35 protein-coding genes are annotated in these 21,391 nt (G+C 63.0%); 34 read left to right on the top strand and 1 reads right to left on the bottom strand.

What is annotated here, in order from left to right:
- Positions 1 to 72 precede the first annotated feature (72 nt).
- The 31 genes from tuf (at position 73) to rplQ (ending at position 17,353) form a co-directional block, all read left to right on the top strand.
- Positions 73 to 1,263 carry an elongation factor Tu gene (gene tuf / locus CEG14_RS25365; protein WP_094829186.1) on the top strand — a complete coding sequence of 397 codons (1,191 nt, stop codon included), beginning with the start codon at positions 73 to 75 and terminating at the stop codon, positions 1,261 to 1,263.
- Positions 1,264 to 1,323: 60 nt separating this feature from the next.
- Entirely contained in the window at positions 1,324 to 1,635 is a 312-nt protein-coding gene (gene rpsJ, locus CEG14_RS25360; RefSeq protein ID WP_003806903.1) for a 30S ribosomal protein S10, read from the top strand.
- A gap of 502 nt (positions 1,636 to 2,137) precedes the next feature.
- Positions 2,138 to 2,827 carry a 50S ribosomal protein L3 gene (gene rplC / locus CEG14_RS25355; RefSeq protein WP_179280675.1) on the top strand — a complete coding sequence of 230 codons (690 nt, stop codon included), beginning with the start codon at positions 2,138 to 2,140 and terminating at the stop codon, positions 2,825 to 2,827.
- 4 nt (positions 2,828 to 2,831) lie between these two features.
- Positions 2,832 to 3,449 carry a 50S ribosomal protein L4 gene (gene rplD, locus CEG14_RS25350; RefSeq protein ID WP_094829184.1) on the top strand — a complete coding sequence of 206 codons (618 nt, stop codon included), beginning with the start codon at positions 2,832 to 2,834 and terminating at the stop codon, positions 3,447 to 3,449.
- Positions 3,446 to 3,742 carry a 50S ribosomal protein L23 gene (rplW, locus tag CEG14_RS25345; RefSeq protein ID WP_094829183.1) on the top strand — a complete coding sequence of 99 codons (297 nt, stop codon included), beginning with the start codon at positions 3,446 to 3,448 and terminating at the stop codon, positions 3,740 to 3,742. Before rplD ends, rplW begins: the two co-directional genes overlap by 4 nt.
- On the top strand, positions 3,743 to 4,570 hold the full coding sequence (gene rplB, locus CEG14_RS25340; protein WP_094829182.1) for a 50S ribosomal protein L2: 828 nt from the start codon (positions 3,743 to 3,745) through the stop codon (positions 4,568 to 4,570). It begins immediately after the preceding gene.
- Positions 4,571 to 4,582: 12 nt separating this feature from the next.
- Positions 4,583 to 4,858: a 30S ribosomal protein S19 gene (gene rpsS, locus CEG14_RS25335; RefSeq protein WP_094829181.1), complete on the top strand. Its 276-nt coding sequence runs from the start codon at positions 4,583 to 4,585 to the stop codon at positions 4,856 to 4,858.
- A gap of 3 nt (positions 4,859 to 4,861) precedes the next feature.
- Positions 4,862 to 5,191 (top strand): 50S ribosomal protein L22, encoded by a 330-nt coding sequence (rplV, locus tag CEG14_RS25330; protein ID WP_010925688.1) that lies wholly within the window; start codon positions 4,862 to 4,864, stop codon positions 5,189 to 5,191.
- A gap of 9 nt (positions 5,192 to 5,200) precedes the next feature.
- Positions 5,201 to 5,992 (top strand): 30S ribosomal protein S3, encoded by a 792-nt coding sequence (gene rpsC, locus CEG14_RS25325; protein WP_094829180.1) that lies wholly within the window; start codon positions 5,201 to 5,203, stop codon positions 5,990 to 5,992.
- Between the two features lie 2 nt (positions 5,993 to 5,994).
- Positions 5,995 to 6,411 (top strand): 50S ribosomal protein L16, encoded by a 417-nt coding sequence (gene rplP, locus CEG14_RS25320; protein WP_094798034.1) that lies wholly within the window; start codon positions 5,995 to 5,997, stop codon positions 6,409 to 6,411.
- 12 nt (positions 6,412 to 6,423) lie between these two features.
- A complete protein-coding gene (gene rpmC / locus CEG14_RS25315) occupies positions 6,424 to 6,615 on the top strand; it encodes a 50S ribosomal protein L29 (protein WP_094829179.1) in 192 nt (63 codons plus the stop codon).
- A 2-nt stretch (positions 6,616 to 6,617) separates the two neighbouring features.
- Entirely contained in the window at positions 6,618 to 6,899 is a 282-nt protein-coding gene (gene rpsQ / locus CEG14_RS25310) for a 30S ribosomal protein S17 (RefSeq protein WP_094829178.1), read from the top strand.
- 45 nt (positions 6,900 to 6,944) lie between these two features.
- Positions 6,945 to 7,655 carry a hypothetical protein gene (locus CEG14_RS25305; protein ID WP_143277281.1) on the top strand — a complete coding sequence of 237 codons (711 nt, stop codon included), beginning with the start codon at positions 6,945 to 6,947 and terminating at the stop codon, positions 7,653 to 7,655.
- 654 nt (positions 7,656 to 8,309) lie between these two features.
- A complete protein-coding gene (gene rplN, locus CEG14_RS25300) occupies positions 8,310 to 8,678 on the top strand; it encodes a 50S ribosomal protein L14 (protein WP_003806916.1) in 369 nt (122 codons plus the stop codon).
- Between the two features lie 10 nt (positions 8,679 to 8,688).
- Positions 8,689 to 9,012: a 50S ribosomal protein L24 gene (rplX, locus tag CEG14_RS25295; protein WP_094829176.1), complete on the top strand. Its 324-nt coding sequence runs from the start codon at positions 8,689 to 8,691 to the stop codon at positions 9,010 to 9,012.
- A 12-nt stretch (positions 9,013 to 9,024) separates the two neighbouring features.
- Positions 9,025 to 9,564 carry a 50S ribosomal protein L5 gene (gene rplE / locus CEG14_RS25290; protein ID WP_094829175.1) on the top strand — a complete coding sequence of 180 codons (540 nt, stop codon included), beginning with the start codon at positions 9,025 to 9,027 and terminating at the stop codon, positions 9,562 to 9,564.
- Between the two features lie 12 nt (positions 9,565 to 9,576).
- Positions 9,577 to 9,882, top strand: a complete 306-nt coding sequence (rpsN, locus tag CEG14_RS25285; RefSeq protein WP_094829174.1) for a 30S ribosomal protein S14 — start codon at positions 9,577 to 9,579, stop codon at positions 9,880 to 9,882.
- Between the two features lie 10 nt (positions 9,883 to 9,892).
- Positions 9,893 to 10,288 (top strand): 30S ribosomal protein S8, encoded by a 396-nt coding sequence (gene rpsH, locus CEG14_RS25280; RefSeq protein ID WP_094798028.1) that lies wholly within the window; start codon positions 9,893 to 9,895, stop codon positions 10,286 to 10,288.
- Positions 10,289 to 10,300: 12 nt separating this feature from the next.
- A complete protein-coding gene (gene rplF / locus CEG14_RS25275) occupies positions 10,301 to 10,834 on the top strand; it encodes a 50S ribosomal protein L6 (protein ID WP_094829173.1) in 534 nt (177 codons plus the stop codon).
- Positions 10,835 to 10,855: 21 nt separating this feature from the next.
- Positions 10,856 to 11,221, top strand: a complete 366-nt coding sequence (gene rplR / locus CEG14_RS25270) for a 50S ribosomal protein L18 (RefSeq protein ID WP_094829172.1) — start codon at positions 10,856 to 10,858, stop codon at positions 11,219 to 11,221.
- 15 nt (positions 11,222 to 11,236) lie between these two features.
- Positions 11,237 to 11,758, top strand: coding sequence for a 30S ribosomal protein S5 (gene rpsE, locus CEG14_RS25265; protein ID WP_094798025.1), 522 nt, complete (start codon positions 11,237 to 11,239; stop codon positions 11,756 to 11,758).
- Between the two features lie 3 nt (positions 11,759 to 11,761).
- Positions 11,762 to 11,947, top strand: a complete 186-nt coding sequence (gene rpmD / locus CEG14_RS25260; RefSeq protein WP_094798024.1) for a 50S ribosomal protein L30 — start codon at positions 11,762 to 11,764, stop codon at positions 11,945 to 11,947.
- Between the two features lie 9 nt (positions 11,948 to 11,956).
- Positions 11,957 to 12,397 (top strand): 50S ribosomal protein L15, encoded by a 441-nt coding sequence (gene rplO / locus CEG14_RS25255; RefSeq protein WP_094829171.1) that lies wholly within the window; start codon positions 11,957 to 11,959, stop codon positions 12,395 to 12,397.
- Positions 12,398 to 12,411: 14 nt separating this feature from the next.
- Positions 12,412 to 13,737, top strand: coding sequence for a preprotein translocase subunit SecY (gene secY, locus CEG14_RS25250; RefSeq protein WP_094829170.1), 1,326 nt, complete (start codon positions 12,412 to 12,414; stop codon positions 13,735 to 13,737).
- A 9-nt stretch (positions 13,738 to 13,746) separates the two neighbouring features.
- Complete coding sequence (gene infA, locus CEG14_RS25245; RefSeq protein ID WP_003806927.1) at positions 13,747 to 13,965, top strand: translation initiation factor IF-1; 219 nt, start codon at positions 13,747 to 13,749, stop codon at positions 13,963 to 13,965.
- Between the two features lie 35 nt (positions 13,966 to 14,000).
- Positions 14,001 to 14,114 carry a 50S ribosomal protein L36 gene (gene rpmJ / locus CEG14_RS25240; protein ID WP_003806928.1) on the top strand — a complete coding sequence of 38 codons (114 nt, stop codon included), beginning with the start codon at positions 14,001 to 14,003 and terminating at the stop codon, positions 14,112 to 14,114.
- Positions 14,115 to 14,155: 41 nt separating this feature from the next.
- A complete protein-coding gene (gene rpsM, locus CEG14_RS25235; protein WP_025514374.1) occupies positions 14,156 to 14,521 on the top strand; it encodes a 30S ribosomal protein S13 in 366 nt (121 codons plus the stop codon).
- A gap of 14 nt (positions 14,522 to 14,535) precedes the next feature.
- Positions 14,536 to 14,937, top strand: a complete 402-nt coding sequence (gene rpsK / locus CEG14_RS25230) for a 30S ribosomal protein S11 (RefSeq protein WP_003806930.1) — start codon at positions 14,536 to 14,538, stop codon at positions 14,935 to 14,937.
- 12 nt (positions 14,938 to 14,949) lie between these two features.
- Positions 14,950 to 15,573, top strand: coding sequence for a 30S ribosomal protein S4 (rpsD, locus tag CEG14_RS25225; RefSeq protein WP_094829169.1), 624 nt, complete (start codon positions 14,950 to 14,952; stop codon positions 15,571 to 15,573).
- A 214-nt stretch (positions 15,574 to 15,787) separates the two neighbouring features.
- Positions 15,788 to 16,774: a DNA-directed RNA polymerase subunit alpha gene (locus tag CEG14_RS25220; protein ID WP_094829168.1), complete on the top strand. Its 987-nt coding sequence runs from the start codon at positions 15,788 to 15,790 to the stop codon at positions 16,772 to 16,774.
- A 186-nt stretch (positions 16,775 to 16,960) separates the two neighbouring features.
- The gene (rplQ, locus tag CEG14_RS25215) at positions 16,961 to 17,353 is read left to right on the top strand and encodes a 50S ribosomal protein L17 (protein ID WP_094798019.1); all 393 of its coding nucleotides are present in this window, start codon (positions 16,961 to 16,963) and stop codon (positions 17,351 to 17,353) included.
- Positions 17,354 to 17,453: 100 nt separating this feature from the next.
- On the opposite strand, the gene CEG14_RS25210 is transcribed toward rplQ, so the two are convergent.
- A complete protein-coding gene (locus tag CEG14_RS25210; protein WP_094829167.1) occupies positions 17,454 to 17,891 on the bottom strand; it encodes an HIT family protein in 438 nt (145 codons plus the stop codon).
- A gap of 105 nt (positions 17,892 to 17,996) precedes the next feature.
- Between CEG14_RS25210 and cutA the strand changes: the two genes are divergently transcribed.
- The 3 genes from cutA (at position 17,997) to CEG14_RS25195 (ending at position 21,384) form a co-directional block, all read left to right on the top strand.
- Entirely contained in the window at positions 17,997 to 18,338 is a 342-nt protein-coding gene (cutA, locus tag CEG14_RS25205) for a divalent-cation tolerance protein CutA (RefSeq protein ID WP_094829166.1), read from the top strand.
- A gap of 12 nt (positions 18,339 to 18,350) precedes the next feature.
- Entirely contained in the window at positions 18,351 to 20,273 is a 1,923-nt protein-coding gene (dsbD, locus tag CEG14_RS25200) for a protein-disulfide reductase DsbD (protein WP_094829165.1), read from the top strand.
- A 241-nt stretch (positions 20,274 to 20,514) separates the two neighbouring features.
- Positions 20,515 to 21,384, top strand: a complete 870-nt coding sequence (locus tag CEG14_RS25195) for a DMT family transporter (RefSeq protein ID WP_094831167.1) — start codon at positions 20,515 to 20,517, stop codon at positions 21,382 to 21,384.
- Positions 21,385 to 21,391 lie beyond the last annotated feature (7 nt).

Here is a 21,391-nt window from a genome sequence, read left to right as displayed (position 1 = left end):
TCGCCGCGTCTCTCGTGATCCGGGGGGCGCGGCAAATATCCAAATTTCCTTGAAAGTTGAAGGATTGAGATCATGGCAAAAGGCAAGTTTGAACGTACCAAGCCGCACGTGAACGTGGGTACGATTGGTCACGTTGACCACGGCAAAACGACGTTGACGGCAGCGATCACGACGGTCCTGTCGACCAAGTTCGGCGGCGAAGCCAAGGGCTACGACCAGATCGACGCGGCTCCTGAAGAAAAGGCCCGCGGCATCACGATCAACACGGCCCACGTGGAATACGAAACGCAGACGCGTCACTACGCGCACGTTGACTGCCCGGGTCACGCTGACTACGTGAAGAACATGATCACCGGCGCGGCCCAGATGGACGGCGCGATCCTGGTGGTGTCGGCCGCTGACGGCCCGATGCCCCAGACGCGTGAACACATCCTGCTGTCGCGCCAGGTTGGCGTGCCGTACATCATCGTCTTCCTGAACAAGGCAGACATGGTCGACGACGCCGAGCTGCTCGAGCTGGTGGAAATGGAAGTTCGCGAACTTCTGTCGAAGTACGACTTCCCGGGCGACGACACCCCGATCGTGAAGGGTTCGGCCAAGCTGGCGCTGGAAGGCGACAAGGGCGAACTGGGCGAGCAAGCGATTCTGGCCCTGGCCGAAGCGCTGGACACCTACATCCCGACGCCTGAGCGTGCCATCGACGGCGCGTTCCTGATGCCGGTGGAAGACGTGTTCTCGATCTCGGGTCGCGGCACCGTGGTGACCGGCCGTATCGAGCGCGGTATCGTCAAGGTCGGCGAAGAAATCGAAATCGTCGGTATCAAGCCCACCGTGAAGACCACCTGCACGGGCGTGGAAATGTTCCGCAAGCTGCTCGACCAAGGTCAGGCCGGCGACAACGTGGGCATCCTGCTGCGCGGCACCAAGCGCGAAGACGTCGAGCGCGGCCAGGTTCTGGCCAAGCCGGGTTCGATCACCCCGCACACGGACTTCAGCGCCGAGGTGTACATCCTGTCGAAGGAAGAAGGCGGCCGCCACACCCCGTTCTTCAACGGCTATCGTCCCCAGTTCTACTTCCGCACGACGGACGTGACCGGCACGATCGATCTGCCGCAAGACAAGGAAATGGTCCTGCCGGGCGACAACGTCTCGATGGTCGTCAAGCTCCTGGCCCCCATCGCCATGGAAGAAGGCCTGCGCTTCGCCATCCGTGAAGGCGGTCGTACCGTCGGCGCCGGCGTCGTTGCCAAGATCATCAAGTAAAGCTGCACCCATCAGCGGAGGCGGTTCGCCGCCTCCGCATCTCGTTCTTTAGGAAACGCCATGAAAAACCAAAAGATCCGCATCCGTCTGAAGGCCTTCGATTACAAGCTGATCGATCAGTCCGCAGCGGAAATCGTCGACACCGCCAAGCGTACCGGCGCTGTCGTGCGCGGTCCGGTTCCCCTGCCCACGCGTATCCGTCGCTATGACGTCCTGCGTTCGCCGCACGTCAACAAGACCTCGCGTGACCAGTTCGAAATCCGCACCCATCAGCGCCTGATGGACATCGTGGATCCGACCGACAAGACCGTGGACGCCCTGATGCGTCTGGATCTGCCGGCCGGCGTCGACGTCGAAATCGCGCTGCAGTAAGGCTGGTTCGAGCTGGCCTGGCAACAGGCAGGTTCGTAGAAGTGGCCGCACCCTCCGGGGCGCGGCCATTTTGTTTTTGAGCGCGCGGTAAGCCGTGCCCCGCCGCGGCGCCACGTGGCACGACAGTGAGCATCCACTGACTTTTCTGCCCGCTTGCGCTCCTGCGGTGACCGCGGGGCAGGGCAGCGCGAGCGCTGCCGAGCCCGCCCAACCGGCCCCGAAAAAACACCGCGCTTGGTGTTGTGCGGATTGCACATCCGGGCGGCCCGCGCGCAGGGGATAAGCGCGCTAAGTGCTTGTGTTGTCAGAAAAAAGCATGCTAATATGCGAAGCTTGCCATTTTGTGGCAAGAGCAACTATGGGCGCGTGCCTCACGCTTTACGGTCAGGACTCTCAACTGGCTGGTGGCGCAGGCGTCTTGGTTACTTAGTCCTGTAGGGCAAAGGCCGTTACCTTTTGCCCGATTAGCCCCGACCAATCGCAGTCGGGAATGGAGAAAACGATGTCGAATACGACACCCACGCCCGCCGCCCATCGGCTGGGTCTGGTGGGTCGCAAGGTCGGCATGACCCGCATTTTTACCGAGGAAGGTGAATCCATCCCGGTGACCGTGCTGGACGTGTCCAACAACCGTGTGACTCAAGTCAAGTCCCTGGAATCCGACGGCTACGCCGCCATCCAAGTGACTTATGGCACCCGTCGCGCCTCGCGCGTGGCCAAGGCTCAGGCCGGCCATTACGCCAAGGCTGGCGCCGAAGCCGGCAGCATCCTGAAGGAATTCCGTCTCGATCCCACCCGCGCCGCCGAATTCACGGCTGGTTCGGTGATCGCCGTCGAATCGATCTTTGAAGCCGGCCAACAGGTCGACGTCACGGGTACGACCATCGGTAAGGGTTTCGCCGGTACCATCAAGCGCCACCACTTCGGTTCGCAACGCGCTTCGCACGGTAACTCGCGCTCGCACCGCGTTCCGGGTTCTATCGGTCAAGCTCAAGATCCGGGTCGTATTTTCCCGGGTAAGCGCATGGCTGGTCACCTGGGTGATGTCACCCGCACCGTTCAAAACCTCGACGTGGTTCGCGTCGACGTCGAACGCGGTCTGCTGCTGGTCAAGGGCGCTGTCCCCGGCCACGCAGGTGGCGATGTCATCGTCCGTCCGGCCATCAAGGCGCCGGCGAAGAAGGGGGCGTAAGTAAATGGATCTCAAGCTCCTGAACGATCAAGGTCAGGCCGCTACGTTCAGCGCGCCCGACACCATCTTCGGTCGCGATTTCAACGAAGCGCTGGTTCACCAGATCGTCGTTGCCTACCAGGCCAACGCACGCAGCGGTAACCGCGCCCAGAAAGACCGTACCGAAGTCAAGCACTCCACCAAGAAGCCCTGGCGCCAGAAGGGTACCGGCCGCGCTCGCGCCGGTATGACCTCGTCGCCGCTGTGGCGTGGGGGTGGTCGCACGTTCCCGAACTCGCCCGAAGAGAACTTCAGCCAGAAGGTCAACAAGAAGATGTACCGCGCTGGCCTGCGTTCGATTCTGTCGCAGCTCGCCCGTGAAGACCGCATCGCTGTTGTCGATACTTTCTCGCTCGAGTCGCCCAAGACCAAGCTGGCTGCCGCCAAGCTGAAGTCGCTGGGTCTGGATTCGGTCCTGATCATCACCGACGCCGTCGATGAAAATGTTTACCTCGCCACGCGCAACCTGCCGCACGTTGCCGTGATCGAGTCCCGTTATGCCGATCCGTTGTCGCTGATCCACTACAAGAAAGTGCTGATCACCAAGCCGGCCATCGCTCAACTCGAGGAGATGCTGGGATGAACGCCGAACGCTTGATGCAAGTCATTCTGGCGCCGGTCGTGACTGAAAAAGCCACGTTCGTTGCCGAAAAGAATCAGCAAATCGCTTTCCGTGTCGTGGCTGATGCCACCAAGCCGGAGATCAAGGCTGCCGTCGAACTGCTGTTCAAGGTGCAGGTCGAAGCCGTGCAGGTCCTCAACCGTAAGGGCAAAGTCAAGCGCTTTGGCCGATTCGTTGGTCGTCGCCGTAATGAGCGCAAGGCCTACGTGTCGCTCAAGGAAGGCCAGGAAATCGACTTTGCGGAGGTGAAGTAAATGGCCCTCGTTAAAGTAAAGCCGACCTCGGCTGGCCGTCGTGGCATGGTGAAGGTTGTCAGCCCGAACCTGCACAAGGGCGAACCGTTCGCCGGCCTGCTCGAAAAGAAGACCCGTGGCTCGGGCCGCAACAACAATGGCCACATCACCGTGCGCCATCGTGGTGGTGGTCACAAGCAGCACTACCGTATCGTCGATTTCCGTCGCAACAAGGACGGCATCCCGGCGAAGGTTGAGCGTCTGGAATATGACCCCAACCGTACGGCTCACATCGCGCTGCTGTGCTACGCCGACGGCGAGCGTCGTTACATCATCGCTCCGCGCGGTCTGGAAGTGGGCGCCACGCTGATCTCGGGCATCGAAGCCCCGATCCGCGCCGGCAACACCCTGCCGATCCGCAACATCCCGGTGGGTACGACGATTCACTGCATCGAAATGATCCCGGGCAAGGGTGCTCAGATGGTTCGTTCGGCCGGCGCTTCCGCCGTCCTGATGGCCCGCGAAGGCACGTACGCTCAGGTTCGCCTGCGCTCCGGCGAAGTTCGCCGCGTGCACATCGAATGCCGTGCCACCATCGGTGAAGTCGGTAACGAAGAACACAGCCTGCGCCAGATCGGCAAGGCCGGCGCCATGCGTTGGCGCGGTATCCGCCCGACGGTTCGTGGTGTGGCCATGAACCCGATCGACCACCCGCACGGTGGTGGTGAGGGCCGTACCGGCGAAGCTCGCGAACCGGTCAGCCCGTGGGGTACTCCGGCGAAGGGCTTCAAGACCCGTCGCAACAAGCGGACGAACAATATGATCGTCCAACGGCGCAAGCGCAAGTAAGAGGCGAACACTATGTCACGTTCGATCAAGAAAGGCCCGTTTGTCGATGCCCACCTGATCAAAAAGGTGGATACGGCAGTCGCGGGCAAAGACAAGAAGCCGATCAAAACCTGGTCGCGTCGTTCCACGGTCCTGCCGGAATTCATCGGCCTGACGATCGCTGTGCACAACGGCCGTCAACACGTTCCCGTTTACATCAACGAGAACATGGTCGGTCACAAGCTGGGCGAGTTCGCGCTGACCCGTACGTTCAAGGGTCACGCCGCGGACAAGAAGGCGAAGAGGTAAGCGATGGAAACTACTGCCATTATCCGTGGTGTTCACATCTCGGCTCAGAAGACTCGTCTCGTCGCGGACCTGATCCGCGGCAAGTCGGTGGCTCAAGCCCTGAACATCCTTACCTTCTCGCCGAAGAAGGCTGCCGTCATCCTGAAGAAGGCTGTCGAGTCCGCCATCGCCAACGCCGAGCACAACGACGGCGCCGATATCGACGAGCTGAAGGTCACCACGATTTTCGTGGACAAGGCGCAATCGATGAAGCGTTTCTCGGCTCGCGCCAAGGGCCGTGGCAACCGTATCGAGAAGCAGACCTGCCATATCACGGTCAAGGTCGGAGCCTAAGGAGTCACGATGGGTCAGAAAATTCACCCCACTGGGTTCCGTCTCGCGGTCACCCGTAACTGGTCTTCGCGTTGGTACGCAGACGACAAGGCCTTCGGCGGCATGCTCGCTGAAGACATCCGCGTCCGCGAATACCTGAAGAAGAAGCTCAAGAGCGCCTCCGTTGGTCGCGTGGTCATCGAGCGTCCCGCCAAGAATGCACGCATCACCGTCTACTCGGCTCGTCCGGGCGTGGTGATCGGCAAGCGCGGCGAAGACATCGAAAGCCTGAAGGCCGATCTGCAGCGTCTGATGGGCGTGCCCGTGCACGTCAACATCGAGGAAATCCGCAAGCCGGAAACCGACGCTCAGCTGATCGCCGACTCGATCTCGCAGCAGCTCGAAAAGCGCATCATGTTCCGCCGCGCCATGAAGCGCGCCATGCAGAACGCGATGCGTCTGGGCGCCCAGGGCATCAAGATCATGAGCTCGGGCCGTCTGAACGGTATCGAAATTGCGCGTACCGAGTGGTACCGCGAAGGCCGTGTGCCGCTTCACACGCTGAAGGCGAACATCGACTACGGCACCTCCGAAGCCCACACCACCTACGGTGTGATCGGCATCAAGGTGTGGGTCTACAAGGGCGACATGCTGGCCAATGGCGAGCTGCCCGTCGAGACCGCCGCCCCGCGTGAAGAAGAGCGTCGTCCGCGTCGCGCCCCCCGTGGCGATCGTCCGGAAGGTGCCCGCAACGGTCGTCCGGGTGGTCGCGGTCGTGGTCCCCGCAAGGCGGACGCGGCTCCGGCTCCTGAAGGAGAATAACCATGCTGCAACCCTCTCGCAGAAAGTATCGCAAGGAGCAGAAGGGCCGCAACACGGGTCTGGCGACTCGTGGTACGCACGTGTCCTTCGGCGAATTCGGCCTGAAGGCTACCGGCCGTGGCCGTCTGACCGCGCGTCAGATCGAAGCCGCTCGTCGTGCCATCAACCGTCACATCAAGCGCGGTGGCCGGATCTGGATCCGTATCTTCCCCGACAAGCCGATCTCGCAAAAGCCGGCTGAAGTCCGGATGGGTAACGGTAAGGGCAACCCGGAGTACTGGGTCGCTGAAATCCAGCCCGGCAAGGTGCTCTACGAAATGGAAGGTGTCAGCGAAGAGCTGGCGCGCGAGGCGTTCCGCCTGGCCGCTGCCAAGCTGCCGATCGCCACCACGTTCGTTGCGCGTCATATCGGTGCTTAAGGAGTACACAATATGAAAGCTAGCGAACTCCGTTCGAAAGACGCCGCCGAGCTGGGCAAAGAGCTCGAAAGCCTGCTGAAGGCGCAATTTGGTCTGCGTATGCAGAAGGCCACGCAGCAGCTTGCTAACCACCGCCAGCTGCGCAATGTGCGTCGCGACATCGCGCGTGTGCGCACCTTGCTGACCCAAAAGGCAGGGAACTAAACATGAGCGAAACGCAAAACACCCAGGTCGCGAAGCGTCAACGTACGCTGGTCGGCAAGATCGTCAGCAACAAGATGGACAAGACCGTGGTCGTTCTCGTCGAACGCCGCGTGAAGCACCCCATCTACGGCAAGATCATCATGCGCTCGGCCAAGTACAAGGCGCACGACGAATCGAACCAGTACAACGAAGGCGATACCGTTGAAATCGCAGAAGGCCGTCCCATCTCCCGCTCCAAGGCGTGGACGGTGGTGCGCCTGATCGAAGCGGCACGCGTCATCTGAGTACGACGCCATTCGCGGCTCGCGCCGCGATGGTGATGAAACGGCATGGAACAGGTTTCCATGCCGTTTTTTTTTGCCTGCGGTTTTTCGTCCGGATCCGGACCTATGCTGAGCGCGCGTTCGCAATGGGCGAACCGATCCGGAGAAATCATGATGCGTGCATATTCAGGCAAGTCCGCGTGTCAAACCCGTGCCGGCCAACTGCGCCTGGCCGCGGGCGCATTGCTGCTGGCGCTCGGCAGCATGTCGGTCCAGGCCGCCGGCGTGCAGGCCGACGAGATCAAATGGCCGTCGCTCCTGGAGAGCAGCCTCGTCGCGATCGACGCCGCCAACGGCTTGCCCGTATACGTGAGGCTGACGGAGCTGAAAGAGGCGACGCGCAACATCGACAAGCTGCAGCAGGGCAACGAGGCGCTCAAGCGCCAGGTCGAGGAGCAGGCGGGGGTGATCCAGGCGCTGCGACGTACCGGGGATGAGCAGGCCAAGGCATTGGCCGACCTGCGCCGCGGCCTCGAGCAGCAGGGCAAGGTGGTCGACAAATCCGCCGGCGGCAACCAGGTGAACGACCTGCAGCGTTCGGTCGCCCAATTGCAAAAGGAGCTGGCCGCGGTCCAGCGCGACGCCAGCGCCGCGCAGCAGGCGGCCAAGTCGGCGCAGCAGGATGCAAAATCGGCCCAGCAGGAAGCCAGGTCGGCGCGGGACAGCGCCGGTGACGCGCAGCGCAGCGTCAGCGACCTGAGCCGCCGCGTGAAGTAGAGGGACGGCGCCGCCGCGGCCGGGCGTCGCGGGGCGCCAACAGTAGCGCATGAGGCCCGATGGGCGGGGGCGATGCCGCCCCAGGATGCCGGGAGCGGCGCGCCGACGCCGCGTCAGGGAAGTGCTCACTTACGTTGCAGGCGCCTGTCTGCGGCTGTCTCGCGCAAAGTGCGAGCGACTGCGCGGCACCAGGCCTAGGGTGGATGCCGCATCCCGCGGTTCGTCCCGGGCGCCGGCTGTTGTGGCAAGCGCACACGTCCTTGTTTTTCCAGGCAAAACAGACTTGCGTTTGCCAAATGGGCGGGCTAGAATAACCAGCTTTCCCAAATTGTTAGTTGGGTTGGCCTAGGTACCAGTTTCGCTGGAGCTTTTCAGAAACCCCCGGGCGCACGACGCAGAATCCGCAGCGGCGATCAAGCCGCAGTGATTCCAGCAGTGCCCGAGGATGCGAGGTTCAGGGCGGATGACCTGGTGATCTGCCTAGTGCCGCTTCGGCTAACTTTGCAGGGAAATTTCCGCAGGATTTCAACCCAGGGTCGGCATCGCGTCATTCTCGACGAGGTGGCGGACCTGACGGGACCAAAACTGGCAGGAAAGACGGGCCTCCCCATCCGGGAAGGGCGTGTTTTCAGTTAAGTTGGAACAGGAAAAATCATGATCCAAATGCAGACCACGCTGGACGTGGCCGATAACACTGGTGCGCGTGCAGTCATGTGCATCAAGGTGCTCGGTGGCTCCAAGCGCCGCTATGCCGGAATCGGCGACATCATCAAGGTGAGCGTCAAAGATGCGGCCCCGCGCGGACGCGTCAAGAAAGGCGAAATCTACAACGCTGTGGTGGTTCGTACCGCCAAGGGCGTGCGCCGTAAGGACGGTTCGCTGATTCGCTTCGGTGGCAATGCCGCCGTTTTGCTCAATGCCAAGCTGGAGCCCATCGGCACCCGCATCTTCGGGCCCGTTACGCGTGAACTGCGTACCGAGCGCTTCATGAAGATCGTGTCGCTGGCCCCGGAAGTGCTGTAAGGAGCCCACGATGAACAAGATCCGTAAAGGCGACGAAGTCATCGTTCTGACTGGCCGCGACAAGACCCGTCGCGGCACCGTGCTGGCCCGCGTTGACGCCGACCACGTTCTGGTCGAAGGCGTGAACGTCGTGAAGAAGCACGTGAAGGCCAATCCCATGGCCAACAACCCCGGCGGCATCGTCGAAAAGACGCTCCCGATCCATATCTCGAACGTCGCGCTGTTCAATCCTGCGACTGGCAAGGGCGACCGCGTCGGTATCAAGATCGAAGAAGACGGCAGCAAGGTTCGCGTGTTCCGTTCCAATGGTGCCGTGGTCGGCGCCAAGGCGTAAGGGGCGAAAGACATGTCTCGTTTGCAAGAGTTTTACAAGAGCAAGGTCGCTGGCGACCTGCAAGCCAAGTTCGGCTACAAAAGCGTCATGGAAGTGCCCCGCATCACCAAGATCACCCTGAACATGGGTGTCTCGGAAGCGGTCGCCGACAAGAAGGTCATCGAGCACGCTGTCTCGGACCTGACCAAGATCGCCGGTCAAAAGCCCGTCATCACCAAGACGCGCAAAGCTATCGCGGGTTTCAAGATCCGTGAAAACTACCCGATCGGTTGCATGGTCACGCTGCGTGGTCAACGCATGTACGAATTCCTGGATCGCCTGGTTGCGGTCGCGCTGCCGCGCGTTCGTGACTTCCGCGGCATCTCGGGTCGTGCGTTCGACGGCCGTGGCAACTACAACATCGGGGTGAAAGAGCAAATCATTTTCCCCGAAATCGAGTACGACAAGATCGACGCGCTGCGTGGGCTGAACATCAGCATCACCACCACCGCCAAGACCGACGAAGAAGCCAAGGCGCTGTTGACGGCCTTCAGCTTCCCGTTCCGTAACTAAGGGGCTGATGACGTGGCTAAACTCTCCCTCATCAATCGCGACATCAAGCGCGCCAAGCTGGCAGACAAGTTCGCTGCCAAGCGCGCCGAATTGAAGGCGATTATCGACGACCAGTCGAAGACCGACGAAGAACGTTACCAAGCTCGGCTCAAGCTGCAACAGCTGCCGCGCAATGCCAACCCGACTCGCCAGCGCAATCGCTGCGTGGTCACCGGTCGTCCGCGCGGTGTGTTCCGCAAGTTCGGCCTGACCCGTCACAAACTGCGTGAAATGGCCATGAAGGGCGAAGTGCCCGGCATGACCAAGGCCAGCTGGTAGGAGAACGAATATGAGCATGAGCGATCCCATCGCCGATATGCTGACCCGCATTCGCAATGCGCAGCAAGTCGACAAAGTCACGGTGAACATGCCCTCCTCGAAGCTCAAAGTGGCTATCGCCACTGTGCTGAAAGATGAAGGCTATATCGATGGCTTCGAGATCAAGGGTACCCAGGCCAAGCCTGAACTCGAGATCACCCTGAAGTACTACGCCGGCCGTCCGGTCATCGAGCGCATCGAACGCGTCTCGCGCCCTGGTCTGCGTATCTACAAGGGCCGTACCAGCATTCCTCAGGTCATGAACGGCCTGGGTGTGGCTATCGTTTCGACCTCGCGCGGCGTGATGACCGACCGCAAGGCTCGCGCCAATGGCGTGGGCGGCGAAGTGCTGTGCTACGTGGCCTAAGGAGAAATTCTAATGTCGCGTATCGCTAAATATCCGGTCGAACTGCCCAAGGGTGTTGAAGCCAACATCCAGCAGGACCAGATCACCGTCAAGGGCCCGCTGGGCACGCTGAACCAGGCGCTGACCGGTGACGTGAATGTCGTTCTGGAAGGCAGCAAGCTGACGTTTGCCGCCGCCGACGATTCGCGTCACGCCAACGCCATGTCGGGCACCGTGCGCGCTCTGGTCGCCAACATGGTGACCGGCGTGAGCAAGGGCTTCGAACGCAAGCTGAACCTCGTGGGCGTGGGCTATCGTGCCCAGATCCAGGGCGAAGCCGTCAAGCTGCAGCTCGGTTTCTCCCACGACGTCGTGCACAAGCTGCCCGCCGGTGTGAAGGCCGAATGCCCGACCCAGACGGAAATCGTCATCAAGGGCCCGAACAAGCAAGTCGTCGGTCAGGTGGCCGCTGAAATCCGCGCGTACCGCGAACCCGAACCCTACAAGGGCAAGGGCGTGCGTTACTCGGACGAACGCGTCGTCATCAAAGAAACCAAGAAGAAATAACGGCGCACGCAAGGACGAATCATGGACAAAAAAGTATCCCGTTTGCGTCGTGCAGTTCCGACTCGTCGGAAGATCACCCAGCTGGGCGTTCATCGCCTCTCGGTGTTCCGCTCGAACCTGCACATCTACGCCAACATCATTTCGCCGGAAGGCGATCGTGTGGTCGTCAGCGCCTCGACGCTGGAAGCCGAAGTGCGCAACCAACTGGCTGGCCAGTCGGGTGCCGGTGGCAATGCCGCCGCAGCCGCCCTGGTGGGCAAGCGTGTTGCCGAAAAGGCCAAGGCCGCCGGTATCGAACTGGTTGCCTTCGATCGCTCGGGCTTTCGTTACCATGGCCGCGTCAAGGCGCTGGCCGATGCCGCGCGTGAAGCCGGCCTGAAGTTCTAAGCGAGGATCTGTCAAATGGCTAAAGTACAAGGCAAGGGCGCCGCGGAAAAAGAGAACGACGACGGCCTGCGCGAAAAAATGATCGCGGTCAACCGCGTCAGCAAGGTTGTGAAGGGTGGTCGCACCATGAGCTTCGCAGCGCTGACCGTGGTTGGCGACGGCGACGGCCGCATCGGCATGGGCAAGGGCAAGGCGCGTGAAGTGCCGGTCTCGGTCCAGAAGGCGATGGAACAGGCCCGCCGCGGCATGTTCAAGGTTGCTCTGAAGAACGGCACGCTGTTCCACACCGTTGTGGGCAAGCACGGCGCCTCGACGGTGCTGATCTCGCCGGCCGCTGAAGGTACTGGCGTTATCGCCGGCGGCCCGATGCGCGCTATTTTCGAAGTGATGGGTGTGCGTAACGTGGTTGCCAAGAGCCTCGGCTCGAGCAACCCCTACAACATGGTTCGCGCCACGTTGAACGGTCTGCGCGCATCCCTGACTCCGGCGGAAGTTGCTGCCAAGCGCGGCAAGTCCGTCGAAGAGATCCTGGGGTAAATCATGGCTCAGAAACAGATCAAAGTTACGCTCGTGCGCTCGGTGATCGGTACCAAGCAATCCCACCGCGACACGGTTCGCGGCCTGGGTCTGCGCGGTCTCAACAGCAGCCGCGTGCTGGTCGACACGCCCGAAGTGCGCGGGATGATCCGTAAAGTGGATTACCTCGTGACCGTCTCGGAAGCCTAAGGAATCACGATGTCGGATATTCAACTCAATTCGCTGAAGCCCGCTGAGGGCTCCAAGCATGCCAAGCGCCGCGTCGGCCGTGGTATCGGTTCGGGTCTGGGTAAGACCGCCGGCCGTGGTCACAAGGGCCAGAAGTCGCGCTCGGGCGGTTTCCACAAGGTTGGCTTCGAAGGCGGTCAAATGCCGCTGCAGCGTCGTCTGCCCAAGCGTGGTTTCACCCCGCTCGGTCAGCATCTGTACGCCGAAGTGCGCCTCTCCGATCTGCAGGCCCTGACCGTCGAAGAAGTCGACGTCCAGGCCCTGAAGGCGGCTGGCGTGGTTGGCCAAAGCGTGCGTTACGCCAAGGTCATCAAGTCGGGTGAACTCTCGCGCAAAGTGGTGCTTCGCGGCATCACGGCAACGGCCGGCGCTCGCGCCGCTGTCGAAGCCGCGGGCGGTTCGCTTGCTTGATAGCGAGGTGACGCGTGGCTAATGCGCAGGCACTGGGCAAATCCGGTTCGCGGTACGGCGATCTCAAGCGCCGTCTCGTGTTCCTGATTCTCGCCCTCGTGGTTTACCGTCTCGGTACTCACATCCCTGTTCCGGGCATCAATCCGGACGCGCTGGCGGACTTGTTCCGCCAGAACCAGGGCGGGATCCTGGGCCTGTTCAACATGTTCTCGGGCGGTGCGCTTTCGCGCTTTTCGATCTTTGCCCTGGGGATCATGCCGTACATTTCGGCATCCATCATCATGCAGTTGATGTCGGTGGTGGTGCCGTCGCTGGAAGCGCTCAAGAAAGAGGGCGAGGCCGGCCGGCGCAAGATCACCCAATACACCCGCTACGGCACGGTTTTGCTGGCGCTGGTGCAGGCTGTGGGCATTTCGGTGGCGTTGGAATCGCAACCTGGTCTGGTGATCGATGCGGGAATGATCTTCCGCTTCACCACCGTGGTGACCCTGGTCACCGGCACCATGTTCGTCATGTGGCTGGGTGAACAGATCACCGAACGTGGTCTGGGCAATGGCATCTCGATCCTGATCTTTGCCGGTATCGTCGCGGGTCTTCCCACGGCGCTGGCGGGTCTGCTCGACCTGGTGCGTACCAATGCGATGTCGGTGGTTTCGGCCCTCTTCATCGTCGCTCTGGTGGTGCTGGTCACGGCGTTCGTGGTGTTCGTCGAACGTGGTCAACGAAAGATCACGGTCAACTACGCCAAGCGCCAAGTGGGCAACAAGGTCTATGGTGGTCAGAGCTCGCATCTGCCGCTCAAGCTGAACATGGCAGGGGTGATTCCGCCGATCTTCGCATCGTCGATCATTCTGTTCCCGGCCACGGTCACGAGCTGGTTCTCGAGCAGCAACAGCATGCTGTGGCTGCGCGACCTGGCTGCTGCGCTCGAACCTCGTCAACCGCTTTACATCACGCTTTATTCGGTCGCGATCATCTTCTTCTGCTTTTTCTACACGGCTCTGGTGTTCAACAGCCGCGAAACGGCAGATAACCTGAAGAAGAGCGGTGCGTTCGTCCCGGGCATTCGTCCTGGTGAGCAAACCGCGCGTTACATCGACAAGATTCTGATGCGTCTCACGCTGGCTGGTGCCCTCTACATCACGCTGGTGTGCCTGCTGCCGGAATTCTTGGTGATGCGTTGGAACGTACCGTTCTACTTTGGTGGAACGTCCCTGTTGATTATCGTTGTGGTGACGATGGATTTCATGGCGCAAGTTCAGGCCTACATGATGTCGCACCAGTACGATTCCTTGCTCAAGAAGGCCAACTTCAAGGGCTCGGGAATGCCTCTGCGGTAAGCAAAGAGAATGTCAAAGGACGACGTCATCCAGATGCAGGGCGAGGTTCTTGAGAACCTCCCCAACGCGACATTTCGCGTCAAGCTCGAAAACGGCCACGTGGTGTTAGGGCACATTTCCGGCAAGATGCGCATGCATTACATCCGGATTCTGCCCGGAGACAAGGTCACAGTGGAGCTCACGCCCTATGACCTGACACGAGCAAGAATTGTTTTCCGCTCCAAGTGATGCGGAACCGGATTACGGAAAATTAGGAGTCAACCATGAAAGTAATGGCATCGGTTAAGCGGATCTGCCGCAACTGCAAAGTTATCAAACGTCACGGCGTGGTGCGTGTCATCTGCACCGACCCGCGTCACAAGCAGCGTCAAGGCTAACCTGGTTAGCGGTACGCAACGGATTAAATCAAGGAACAGTCATGGCCCGTATTGCTGGCATTAACATTCCGCCGCAACAGCACGCCGAGATCGGCCTGACCGCCATTTTTGGCATCGGTCGTACGCGCGCCCGCAAAATTTGCGAAGCTGCTGGTGTGCCCGTTACCAAAAAGGTCAAAGATCTGACCGACGCTGAGTTGGAGCGCATCCGTGAACACGTTGGCGTGTTCACCGTCGAAGGCGACCTGCGTCGTGAAGTGCAGCTCTCGATCAAGCGTCTGATCGATCTGGGAACCTACCGCGGTATGCGCCACAAGCGCGGCCTGCCCGTTCGCGGTCAGCGCACTCGCACCAACGCTCGCACCCGCAAGGGCCCGCGTCGTGCTGCTGCGTCCCTGAAGAAATAATCGAGGAATAGATTATGGCGAAAGCTTCTACCAGCGGCGCCTCGCGCGTGCGCAAAAAGGTCAAGAAGAACGTCTCGGACGGCATCGCGCACGTTCACGCGTCCTTCAACAACACCATCATCACCATCACCGATCGCCAGGGCAACGCTCTGTCGTGGGCTACCTCGGGTGGCGCGGGCTTCAAGGGCTCGCGCAAGTCGACGCCGTTCGCTGCACAGGTTGCTGCCGAAACGGCTGGCCGCGTGGCGATGGAATACGGCATCAAGACCCTCGAAGTTCGCATCAAGGGCCCCGGTCCTGGCCGCGAATCGTCGGTGCGCGCGCTGAATGCGCTGGGCATCAAGATTTCGAGCATTGCCGATATCACGCCCGTCCCGCACAACGGCTGCCGTCCGCCGAAGCGTCGTCGTATCTAATAGGGAATCCAAATGGCTCGTTATACTGGACCCAAGTGCAAGCTCTCGCGCCGCGAGGGTACTGACCTGTTCCTGAAGAGCGCCCGTCGCTCGCTGGACTCCAAGTGCAAACTGGATTCCAAGCCCGGCCAGCACGGCCGCACCTCGGGTGCCCGCACCTCGGACTACGGTCTGCAGCTGCGTGAAAAGCAAAAGCTCAAGCGCATGTACGGCGTGCTGGAAAAGCAATTCCGCAAGTACTTCGCTGAAGCCGAACGTCGTCGTGGCAACACCGGCGAGACCCTGATCCAGCTGCTCGAATCGCGCCTGGACAACGTGGTCTACCGCATGGGCTTCGGCTCGACGCGCGCCGAAGCTCGCCAGCTGGTGAGCCACCGCGCCATCGAACTGAACGGCCACACCGCCGACATCGCCTCGATCCTGGTCAAGGCTGGTGACATCATCACCGTGCGTGAAGCTGCCAAGAAGCAAGGCCGTATCCGCGAAGCGCTGGACCTGGCTTCGAGCATCGGCATTCCGCAATGGGTCGAAGTCGACACCAACAAGATGGCCGGTACGTTCAAGTCGGCACCCGATCGCGCTGACGTCGCTCGTGACGTCAACGAATCGATGGTCGTCGAACTGTACTCGCGTTGATGCCCGCAGGTCCCGTCTCGTACGGGGCCCGCGCTGTATCCCCGCGATCAGCCGCGCAAGTCTTACCGCACAGCCCGCCCTCGCCATTTTTGGCGTGGCGGGCTTTGCGGTAGTAATGAACGGTGCTGCCGCATCGTTGATTTTTTCGCAGTCCCACTCTTCCATCAGCCTTATCGGTGTAACGAACCGAGGGTATTGAAAAGGAAATCAGTACATGTCCACTCAAGGTTTTCTGAAGCCGCGTTCCATTGAAGTCGAACCGGTTCGCGCCAATCACGCCAAGATCGTGATGGAGCCGTTCGAACGCGGCTACGGCCATACGCTGGGCAACGCCCTGCGCCGCATCCTGCTGTCTTCGATGACCGGCTACGCGCCGACCGAAGTGCAAATGACGGGCGTGGTGCACGAATACTCGACCATCCCCGGTGTTCGCGAAGATGTCGTCGACATCCTGCTGAACCTGAAGGGCGTGGTCTTCAAGCTGCACAACCGTGACGAAGTCACGCTGGTGCTGCGCAAGAACGGTGCTGGCGCCGTCCTGGCCAGCGACATCGAGCTGCCGCACGACGTCGAGATCATCAACCCCGATCACCAGATCTGCAATCTGACCGATGCCGGCAAGCTGGAAATGCAGATCAAGGTCGAGAAGGGCCGTGGCTACGTGCCCGGTAACGTGCGCGCGCTGTCGGAAGACCGCACCCACACCATCGGCCGGATCGTGCTGGACGCCTCGTTCTCGCCGGTTCGCCGCGTGAGCTACTCGGTCGAAAGCGCCCGTGTGGAACAGCGTACCGACCTGGACAAGCTGGTCCTGGACATCGAAACCAACGGCGTGATCTCGCCCGAGGAAGCGGTGCGCCAATCGGCCCGCATCCTGATGGACCAGATCTCGGTGTTCGCCGCCCTCGAAGGCGCTGGCGATTCGTACGAAGCCCCGGTCCGCGGCACGCCGCAGATCGACCCGGTGCTGCTGCGTCCGGTCGACGACCTGGAGCTGACGGTGCGTTCGGCCAACTGCCTGAAGGCCGAAAACATCTACTACATCGGCGACCTGATCCAGCGTACCGAGAACGAACTGCTCAAGACCCCGAACCTGGGTCGCAAGTCGCTCAACGAGATCAAGGAAGTGCTGGCCGCACGCGGCCTGACGCTGGGCATGAAGCTCGAAAACTGGCCCCCGCTGGGCCTCGAGCGCCCGTAAGCAACACCCGGTGGCGGGCATGTGTCCGCCGCCGATGTCCCGGGCGCCGGCAGGCGCCGGCGCCCGGGACGAACCGCGCATCAGTCGATGCAATTTTTCTACCGGACCGCGTCCTGGCAACAGGCGATAGAAGAACCGGATAACCAGATGGCGGAAACGCCGTCTTAGATTCAAAGGAAATACACCATGCGTCACGGTAACGGCCTTCGCAAGCTCAACCGCACCAGCAGCCACCGTCTCGCCATGTTCCGCAACATGGCCGTTTCGCTGATCACTCACGAAGCGATCAAGACCACGCTGCCCAAGGCGAAAGAACTGCGCCGCGTCATCGAACCCCTCATCACGCTGGGCAAGGAGCCCACGCTCGCGAACAAGCGCCTGGCTTTTGCCCGTCTGCGCGATCGCGACGCCGTGGTCAAGCTGTTCGCCGAAATCGGCCCGCGCTACGCGGCCCGCAACGGCGGCTACACCCGTGTCCTGAAGATGGGTTTCCGTCAGGGCGACAACGCTCCCATGGCTTTCATGGAGCTGGTCGACCGTCCGGAAGTGGATGCTTCGGAAGCTGACGCCGCCGAGTAAATCGGTCGAGCATTAGCGGCAAAGGCGGACCCTCGTGGTCCGCTTTTGCTTTTGCAGGGCAGGGTAGCCACGCGTACCCGCGCGGCGCGGTGGGCCCGGCTCAGTTGCCGCCGAGCGCGCCGCGCAACTCCTCGGCGAGCGCCTTGAGCTGTTCGGCATCGGCCTGGGGCGGCATGACGAAGGTCAGGTCCTGCTCGGCGATGTAGTGCGTGGAGGTGATGTCGTGCGGATGATGCATCGGCACGATGTGGGCGTGCGCATGCGGCACGTGGATGCCCGTGAAGGCCAGGCCCACGCGCTCGACCTGGTACATGCGCTTCATCTGGCGCGCCAGGCGCTGGCCGAGGTTCACGATGTGGCCGGCGAGGTCGGCGGGCATGTCTTCGAAATACGGGTAGTGCTGCTTCGGGATGATGAGCACGTGGGCCGGCCGCACCGGGTGGATATCCAGGAACGCCAGCGTGCGGCTGTCTTCGTGCACCACGTGGGCGGGCAGCTCGTGCCGGGCAATTCGACAGAACAAGCATGAATCCGGCATGGCGCGGCCTCCTGGCGGTCTCCTGGGCGTGCGGGAAGTGACACCCGTCTCTTCCCGATAAAATACCCCGAGTTGCCCCGCACCCGCCTTAAATCAGGAGTGTCCATGTTGCGCGATGACGACGTCGTACTGATCATCAGCAATGCGCCCGACATGCTGCTGGCCAAACGGATTGCGCACGAGCTGGTCGAAGACGGCCTGGCCGCCTGCGTGAACCTCGGCGCGCCCGTGCTGTCCATCTATCGCTGGCAAGGCGAGGTGGAGGGCGCCGAGGAGGTGCCCATCACGATCAAGACCACCTACGGCGGCCATCACGCGGTGGTGCAGGCGCTGGCGCGGCTGCATCCCTACGACGTTCCCGAAATCATCGTGGTGCCGGTGATCGGCGGTATCGCCTCCTATCTCGACTGGGTGCGCGAACAGACCGCCGCGCCCGGCGCCGACTGAGCAGAGTTGTCCATGTCGTCCTCGTTGCGAGTCCGTGCGTCCCGTCCCGATCCCGTCCTCCGCTGGACGTGGTTGCTGATGGTCCTGGTGGCGTTCTGGCTGGCGCTCGCGCCGCGCGCCCACGCCGCCACCGAGGCCGACTTCCTCGATCCCGAAAAGGCATTCGTGTTCAGTGCCGCGCTGCCGGCGCCCGACACGCTCGAGCTGCGCTACAAGGTGGCGCCCGGCTACTACATGTACCGCGAGCGCTTCGGCCTGAGCGTGAACCCGGCGCAGGCCGTCACGCTGGGCGAGGCCGTGTATCCGGCCGGCGAGGTCAAATACGACCCCACGTTCGAGAAGGACATGGAGGTCTATCACAAGGACATCGTGATCCGCGTGCCACTCTCGGGCGGCAATGGCGCGCCGCTGCGCATCACCATGACGAGCCAGGGTTGTGCCGATGCCGGCCTGTGCTATCCGCCCATGGATCACAGCGTGGCGCTCACGCCGGTCGCGGGCGGCTTCGCGCTGGCGGGCCCGGCCCGCGCCGCGTCGTCGTCCAGCGTGCCGGGTGCGTCGGGCGCCGCTGCGTCGGGCGCCGGCGCGTCGGGCGGGCTGGGCGCCTTGCTCGGCGCCGGCGACACCGGCCTGGCCGATGCCATCGGCGGCCTGGGCTGGCTGCAGACGGCAGGCGTGTTCCTGCTGCTGGGCATCCTGCTCTCGCTCACGCCCTGCGTGTTGCCCATGATTCCCATCCTGTCCTCCATCGTGCTGGGCGGCGATGCCGCGCGCGCGCCGTCGCGCAGCCGCGGCCTGGGCCTCGCCGCGGCCTATGTGCTGGGCATGTCGGTGGTCTATACCGCCCTCGGCGTCGCGGCCGGCCTGAGCGGCGCCGGCCTCGCGGCCTGGCTGCAGACGCCCTGGATCCTGACGCTGTTCGCCGTGCTGCTGGCCCTGCTGGCGCTGGCGATGTTCGACGTCTACACCCTGCAGGTGCCCGCCGCGCTGCAATCGCGCCTGACCGAGCGGGCCAACCGCATTCCGGGCGGCCGCGTCACCGGCGCGGTGTTGATGGGCGCGATCTCGGCGCTCATCGTGGGCCCCTGCGTGGCCGCGCCGCTGGCGGGCGCGCTGCTCTACATCTCGCAGACCGGCGACGTGTTGCTGGGCGGCTCGGCGCTGTTCGCGCTGGCCTGGGGCATGGGCGTGCCGCTGCTGGTGGTCGGCGCCTCGGCCGGCGCCCTGCTGCCCAAGGCCGGGGCCTGGATGGACGGCGTGAAGCGGCTGTTCGGCATGCTGCTGCTGGCCACAGCCTGGTGGATGCTGATTCCGGTGTTGCCGACCTGGGTGCAGATGCTGGGCTGGGCCTTCCTCGCGCTGGTGGGGGCGGTGATGCTGCGCGCCTTCGAGCCGCTGCCCGTGGCGGCCGGCCGCGCCACCGCGCGCATGTTCGGCAAGGGCCTGGGCCTGTTGCTGGCGCTGCTGGCGCTGGCCTGGCTGGTGGGCGCGCTGAGCGGTGGCCGCGACGTGCTGCAGCCCTTGGGGCACCTGGCCGCGCGCGACTCCGGCGCGCCCGTGCAGGCCGCGGGCGCCAAGGCGGGCTTCCAGCGCGTGCGTTCGGTGGCCGAGCTCGATGCGGTGCTGGCCCGCAGCGATCGCCCGGTGATGCTGGACTTCTATGCCGACTGGTGCGTGTCGTGCCGCGAAATGGAGCGCTTCACCTTCACCGATCCCGCGGTGGCCGCCAAGATGAGCGGCATGCTGCTGCTGCAGGCCGACGTGACCGCGAACAACGCCGACGACCGCGCGCTGCTCAAGCGCTTCCGCCTGTTCGGCCCGCCGGGCATCATGTTCTTCGCGGCCGGCGGCCGCGAGCTGGGCGATGCCCGCGTGATCGGCTTCCAGGACGCGCGCCGCTTCGAGGCCAGCCTGGATCGCGCGCTCGCTCCCTGACGCGCCATCGCTTGAAGCCTGGAAGGTTGCGCGCGCAACGGGCGGGCCGCGGGCGTGCGGCATGCGCGCAACAGCGCGCGCCCGATCCCCCGTCGCCCGCAGGCCCCGTGCTGACGCGGCTCGCGCACTGACGGTAGTATGGGAGCTCTCCCATCCCCTGCGCCCGCGGCGCGCCCACACCGTGTCCACACATCCTTCCGATTCCGCACCGGTCCGCACGGGCCAGGTGTACGCGCAGCTCATGCTCGTGATGGCGACGTGGGGCGTGAATCTGGTGGCGGTGAAATACCTGACCAGCCAGATGGACATCTACGTGGTGGCGGCCATCCGCATCGTGGTCGCCTTCGCCGCGGTGTCGGCCTTCGTGCTGCTCAAGAAGGGCCGCATTCCGCGCCTCACGCTGGCGCAGGCCGGCTGGCTGGCCGCGGCGGGTGTGCTGGTGGTCTATGCCCACCAGATCGCGCTGGTCAGCGGGCTGCGCATGACGACGGCGGCCAACGCCACGCTCATCATGGCCACCAGCCCGCTCTGGTCGGTGGTGCTGGCCGCGGTGTTCTATCGCGAGCGGCTCACCTCGTCGCGCATCGGCGCGGCCGCGCTGGGCCTGGGCGGCGTGGCGCTGGTGGTGGCCGGCAGCGGCGGCCAGGTGGCGCAGGCCGGCGCGGGCGACCTGCTGGCCCTGTTCGCCGTGATCGTGTTCGTGTTCGGCGGCCTGGTGATCCAGCGCGTGTCGCGCGCCCTGGATCCGCTCACCATCCTCTGGTGGATGTATCTCGTGGGGGCGATCTCGCTCACGCTGCATGCGGCGCTGTCGGCCGACACCTATCGCGCCGAGTCCTGGTCGTCCGACCTCTGGCCCTGGGTGGTGGTGGTGTTTTCGGCGGTGATCGCCTCGGGCGTGTGCAACCTGCTCTGGAACGCCGGCATCGCGCGCCTGGGCATGAGCCGCGCGGCGATGTTCGTGAACTGGCTGCCCATCTTCGGCCTGCTCGCGGCCGCCATCTTCCTGGGTGAGCGCATCACCCTGCTGCATCTGGCGGGGCTGGCCTGCGTGCTCTCGGGCACGTGGCTGGGGCTGCGGCCGGCGCCTGCGGCGCCGGCCACCCGCTGAGCCCGCG

The organism is Bordetella genomosp. 1, assembly GCF_002261335.1.
In the GTDB taxonomy this organism is placed as follows: domain Bacteria; phylum Pseudomonadota; class Gammaproteobacteria; order Burkholderiales; family Burkholderiaceae_B; genus Bordetella.
The sequence above is the reverse complement of the archived record's forward strand: the minus strand, read 5'-3'. Positions and strand labels throughout refer to the sequence as shown.

Bases quoted from the DNA above. Each gene is read 5' to 3' on its own strand.
- rpsC (WP_094829180.1), top strand. From the start codon at position 5,201: ATGGGTCAGAAAATTCACCCCACTGGGTTCCGTCTCGCGGTCACCCGT.
- CEG14_RS25195 (WP_094831167.1), top strand. From the start codon at position 20,515: ATGCTCGTGATGGCGACGTGGGGCGTGAATCTGGTGGCGGTGAAATAC.
- rpsK (WP_003806930.1), top strand. From the start codon at position 14,536: ATGGCGAAAGCTTCTACCAGCGGCGCCTCGCGCGTGCGCAAAAAGGTC.
- rplO (WP_094829171.1), top strand. From the start codon at position 11,957: ATGTCGGATATTCAACTCAATTCGCTGAAGCCCGCTGAGGGCTCCAAG.
- rpsS (WP_094829181.1), top strand. From the start codon at position 4,583: ATGTCACGTTCGATCAAGAAAGGCCCGTTTGTCGATGCCCACCTGATC.
- CEG14_RS25220 (WP_094829168.1), top strand. From the start codon at position 15,788: ATGTCCACTCAAGGTTTTCTGAAGCCGCGTTCCATTGAAGTCGAACCG.
- rplB (WP_094829182.1), top strand. From the start codon at position 3,743: ATGGCCCTCGTTAAAGTAAAGCCGACCTCGGCTGGCCGTCGTGGCATG.
- rplD (WP_094829184.1), top strand. From the start codon at position 2,832: ATGGATCTCAAGCTCCTGAACGATCAAGGTCAGGCCGCTACGTTCAGC.
- dsbD (WP_094829165.1), top strand. From the start codon at position 18,351: ATGTCGTCCTCGTTGCGAGTCCGTGCGTCCCGTCCCGATCCCGTCCTC.
- rplE (WP_094829175.1), top strand. From the start codon at position 9,025: ATGTCTCGTTTGCAAGAGTTTTACAAGAGCAAGGTCGCTGGCGACCTG.
- rplW (WP_094829183.1), top strand. From the start codon at position 3,446: ATGAACGCCGAACGCTTGATGCAAGTCATTCTGGCGCCGGTCGTGACT.
- rpsD (WP_094829169.1), top strand. From the start codon at position 14,950: ATGGCTCGTTATACTGGACCCAAGTGCAAGCTCTCGCGCCGCGAGGGT.
- rplF (WP_094829173.1), top strand. From the start codon at position 10,301: ATGTCGCGTATCGCTAAATATCCGGTCGAACTGCCCAAGGGTGTTGAA.
- rplC (WP_179280675.1), top strand. From the start codon at position 2,138: ATGTCGAATACGACACCCACGCCCGCCGCCCATCGGCTGGGTCTGGTG.
- rpsM (WP_025514374.1), top strand. From the start codon at position 14,156: ATGGCCCGTATTGCTGGCATTAACATTCCGCCGCAACAGCACGCCGAG.
- rpsE (WP_094798025.1), top strand. From the start codon at position 11,237: ATGGCTAAAGTACAAGGCAAGGGCGCCGCGGAAAAAGAGAACGACGAC.
- rpmD (WP_094798024.1), top strand. From the start codon at position 11,762: ATGGCTCAGAAACAGATCAAAGTTACGCTCGTGCGCTCGGTGATCGGT.
- rpsQ (WP_094829178.1), top strand. From the start codon at position 6,618: ATGAGCGAAACGCAAAACACCCAGGTCGCGAAGCGTCAACGTACGCTG.
- rplV (WP_010925688.1), top strand. From the start codon at position 4,862: ATGGAAACTACTGCCATTATCCGTGGTGTTCACATCTCGGCTCAGAAG.
- CEG14_RS25210 (WP_094829167.1), bottom strand. From the start codon at position 17,891: ATGCCGGATTCATGCTTGTTCTGTCGAATTGCCCGGCACGAGCTGCCC.
- rplX (WP_094829176.1), top strand. From the start codon at position 8,689: ATGAACAAGATCCGTAAAGGCGACGAAGTCATCGTTCTGACTGGCCGC.
- rpmC (WP_094829179.1), top strand. From the start codon at position 6,424: ATGAAAGCTAGCGAACTCCGTTCGAAAGACGCCGCCGAGCTGGGCAAA.
- rplN (WP_003806916.1), top strand. From the start codon at position 8,310: ATGATCCAAATGCAGACCACGCTGGACGTGGCCGATAACACTGGTGCG.
- rpsJ (WP_003806903.1), top strand. From the start codon at position 1,324: ATGAAAAACCAAAAGATCCGCATCCGTCTGAAGGCCTTCGATTACAAG.
- rpmJ (WP_003806928.1), top strand. From the start codon at position 14,001: ATGAAAGTAATGGCATCGGTTAAGCGGATCTGCCGCAACTGCAAAGTT.
- rpsH (WP_094798028.1), top strand. From the start codon at position 9,893: ATGAGCATGAGCGATCCCATCGCCGATATGCTGACCCGCATTCGCAAT.
- rplR (WP_094829172.1), top strand. From the start codon at position 10,856: ATGGACAAAAAAGTATCCCGTTTGCGTCGTGCAGTTCCGACTCGTCGG.
- CEG14_RS25305 (WP_143277281.1), top strand. From the start codon at position 6,945: ATGGAACAGGTTTCCATGCCGTTTTTTTTTGCCTGCGGTTTTTCGTCC.
- cutA (WP_094829166.1), top strand. From the start codon at position 17,997: ATGTTGCGCGATGACGACGTCGTACTGATCATCAGCAATGCGCCCGAC.
- rplP (WP_094798034.1), top strand. From the start codon at position 5,995: ATGCTGCAACCCTCTCGCAGAAAGTATCGCAAGGAGCAGAAGGGCCGC.
- infA (WP_003806927.1), top strand. From the start codon at position 13,747: ATGTCAAAGGACGACGTCATCCAGATGCAGGGCGAGGTTCTTGAGAAC.
- tuf (WP_094829186.1), top strand. From the start codon at position 73: ATGGCAAAAGGCAAGTTTGAACGTACCAAGCCGCACGTGAACGTGGGT.
- rplQ (WP_094798019.1), top strand. From the start codon at position 16,961: ATGCGTCACGGTAACGGCCTTCGCAAGCTCAACCGCACCAGCAGCCAC.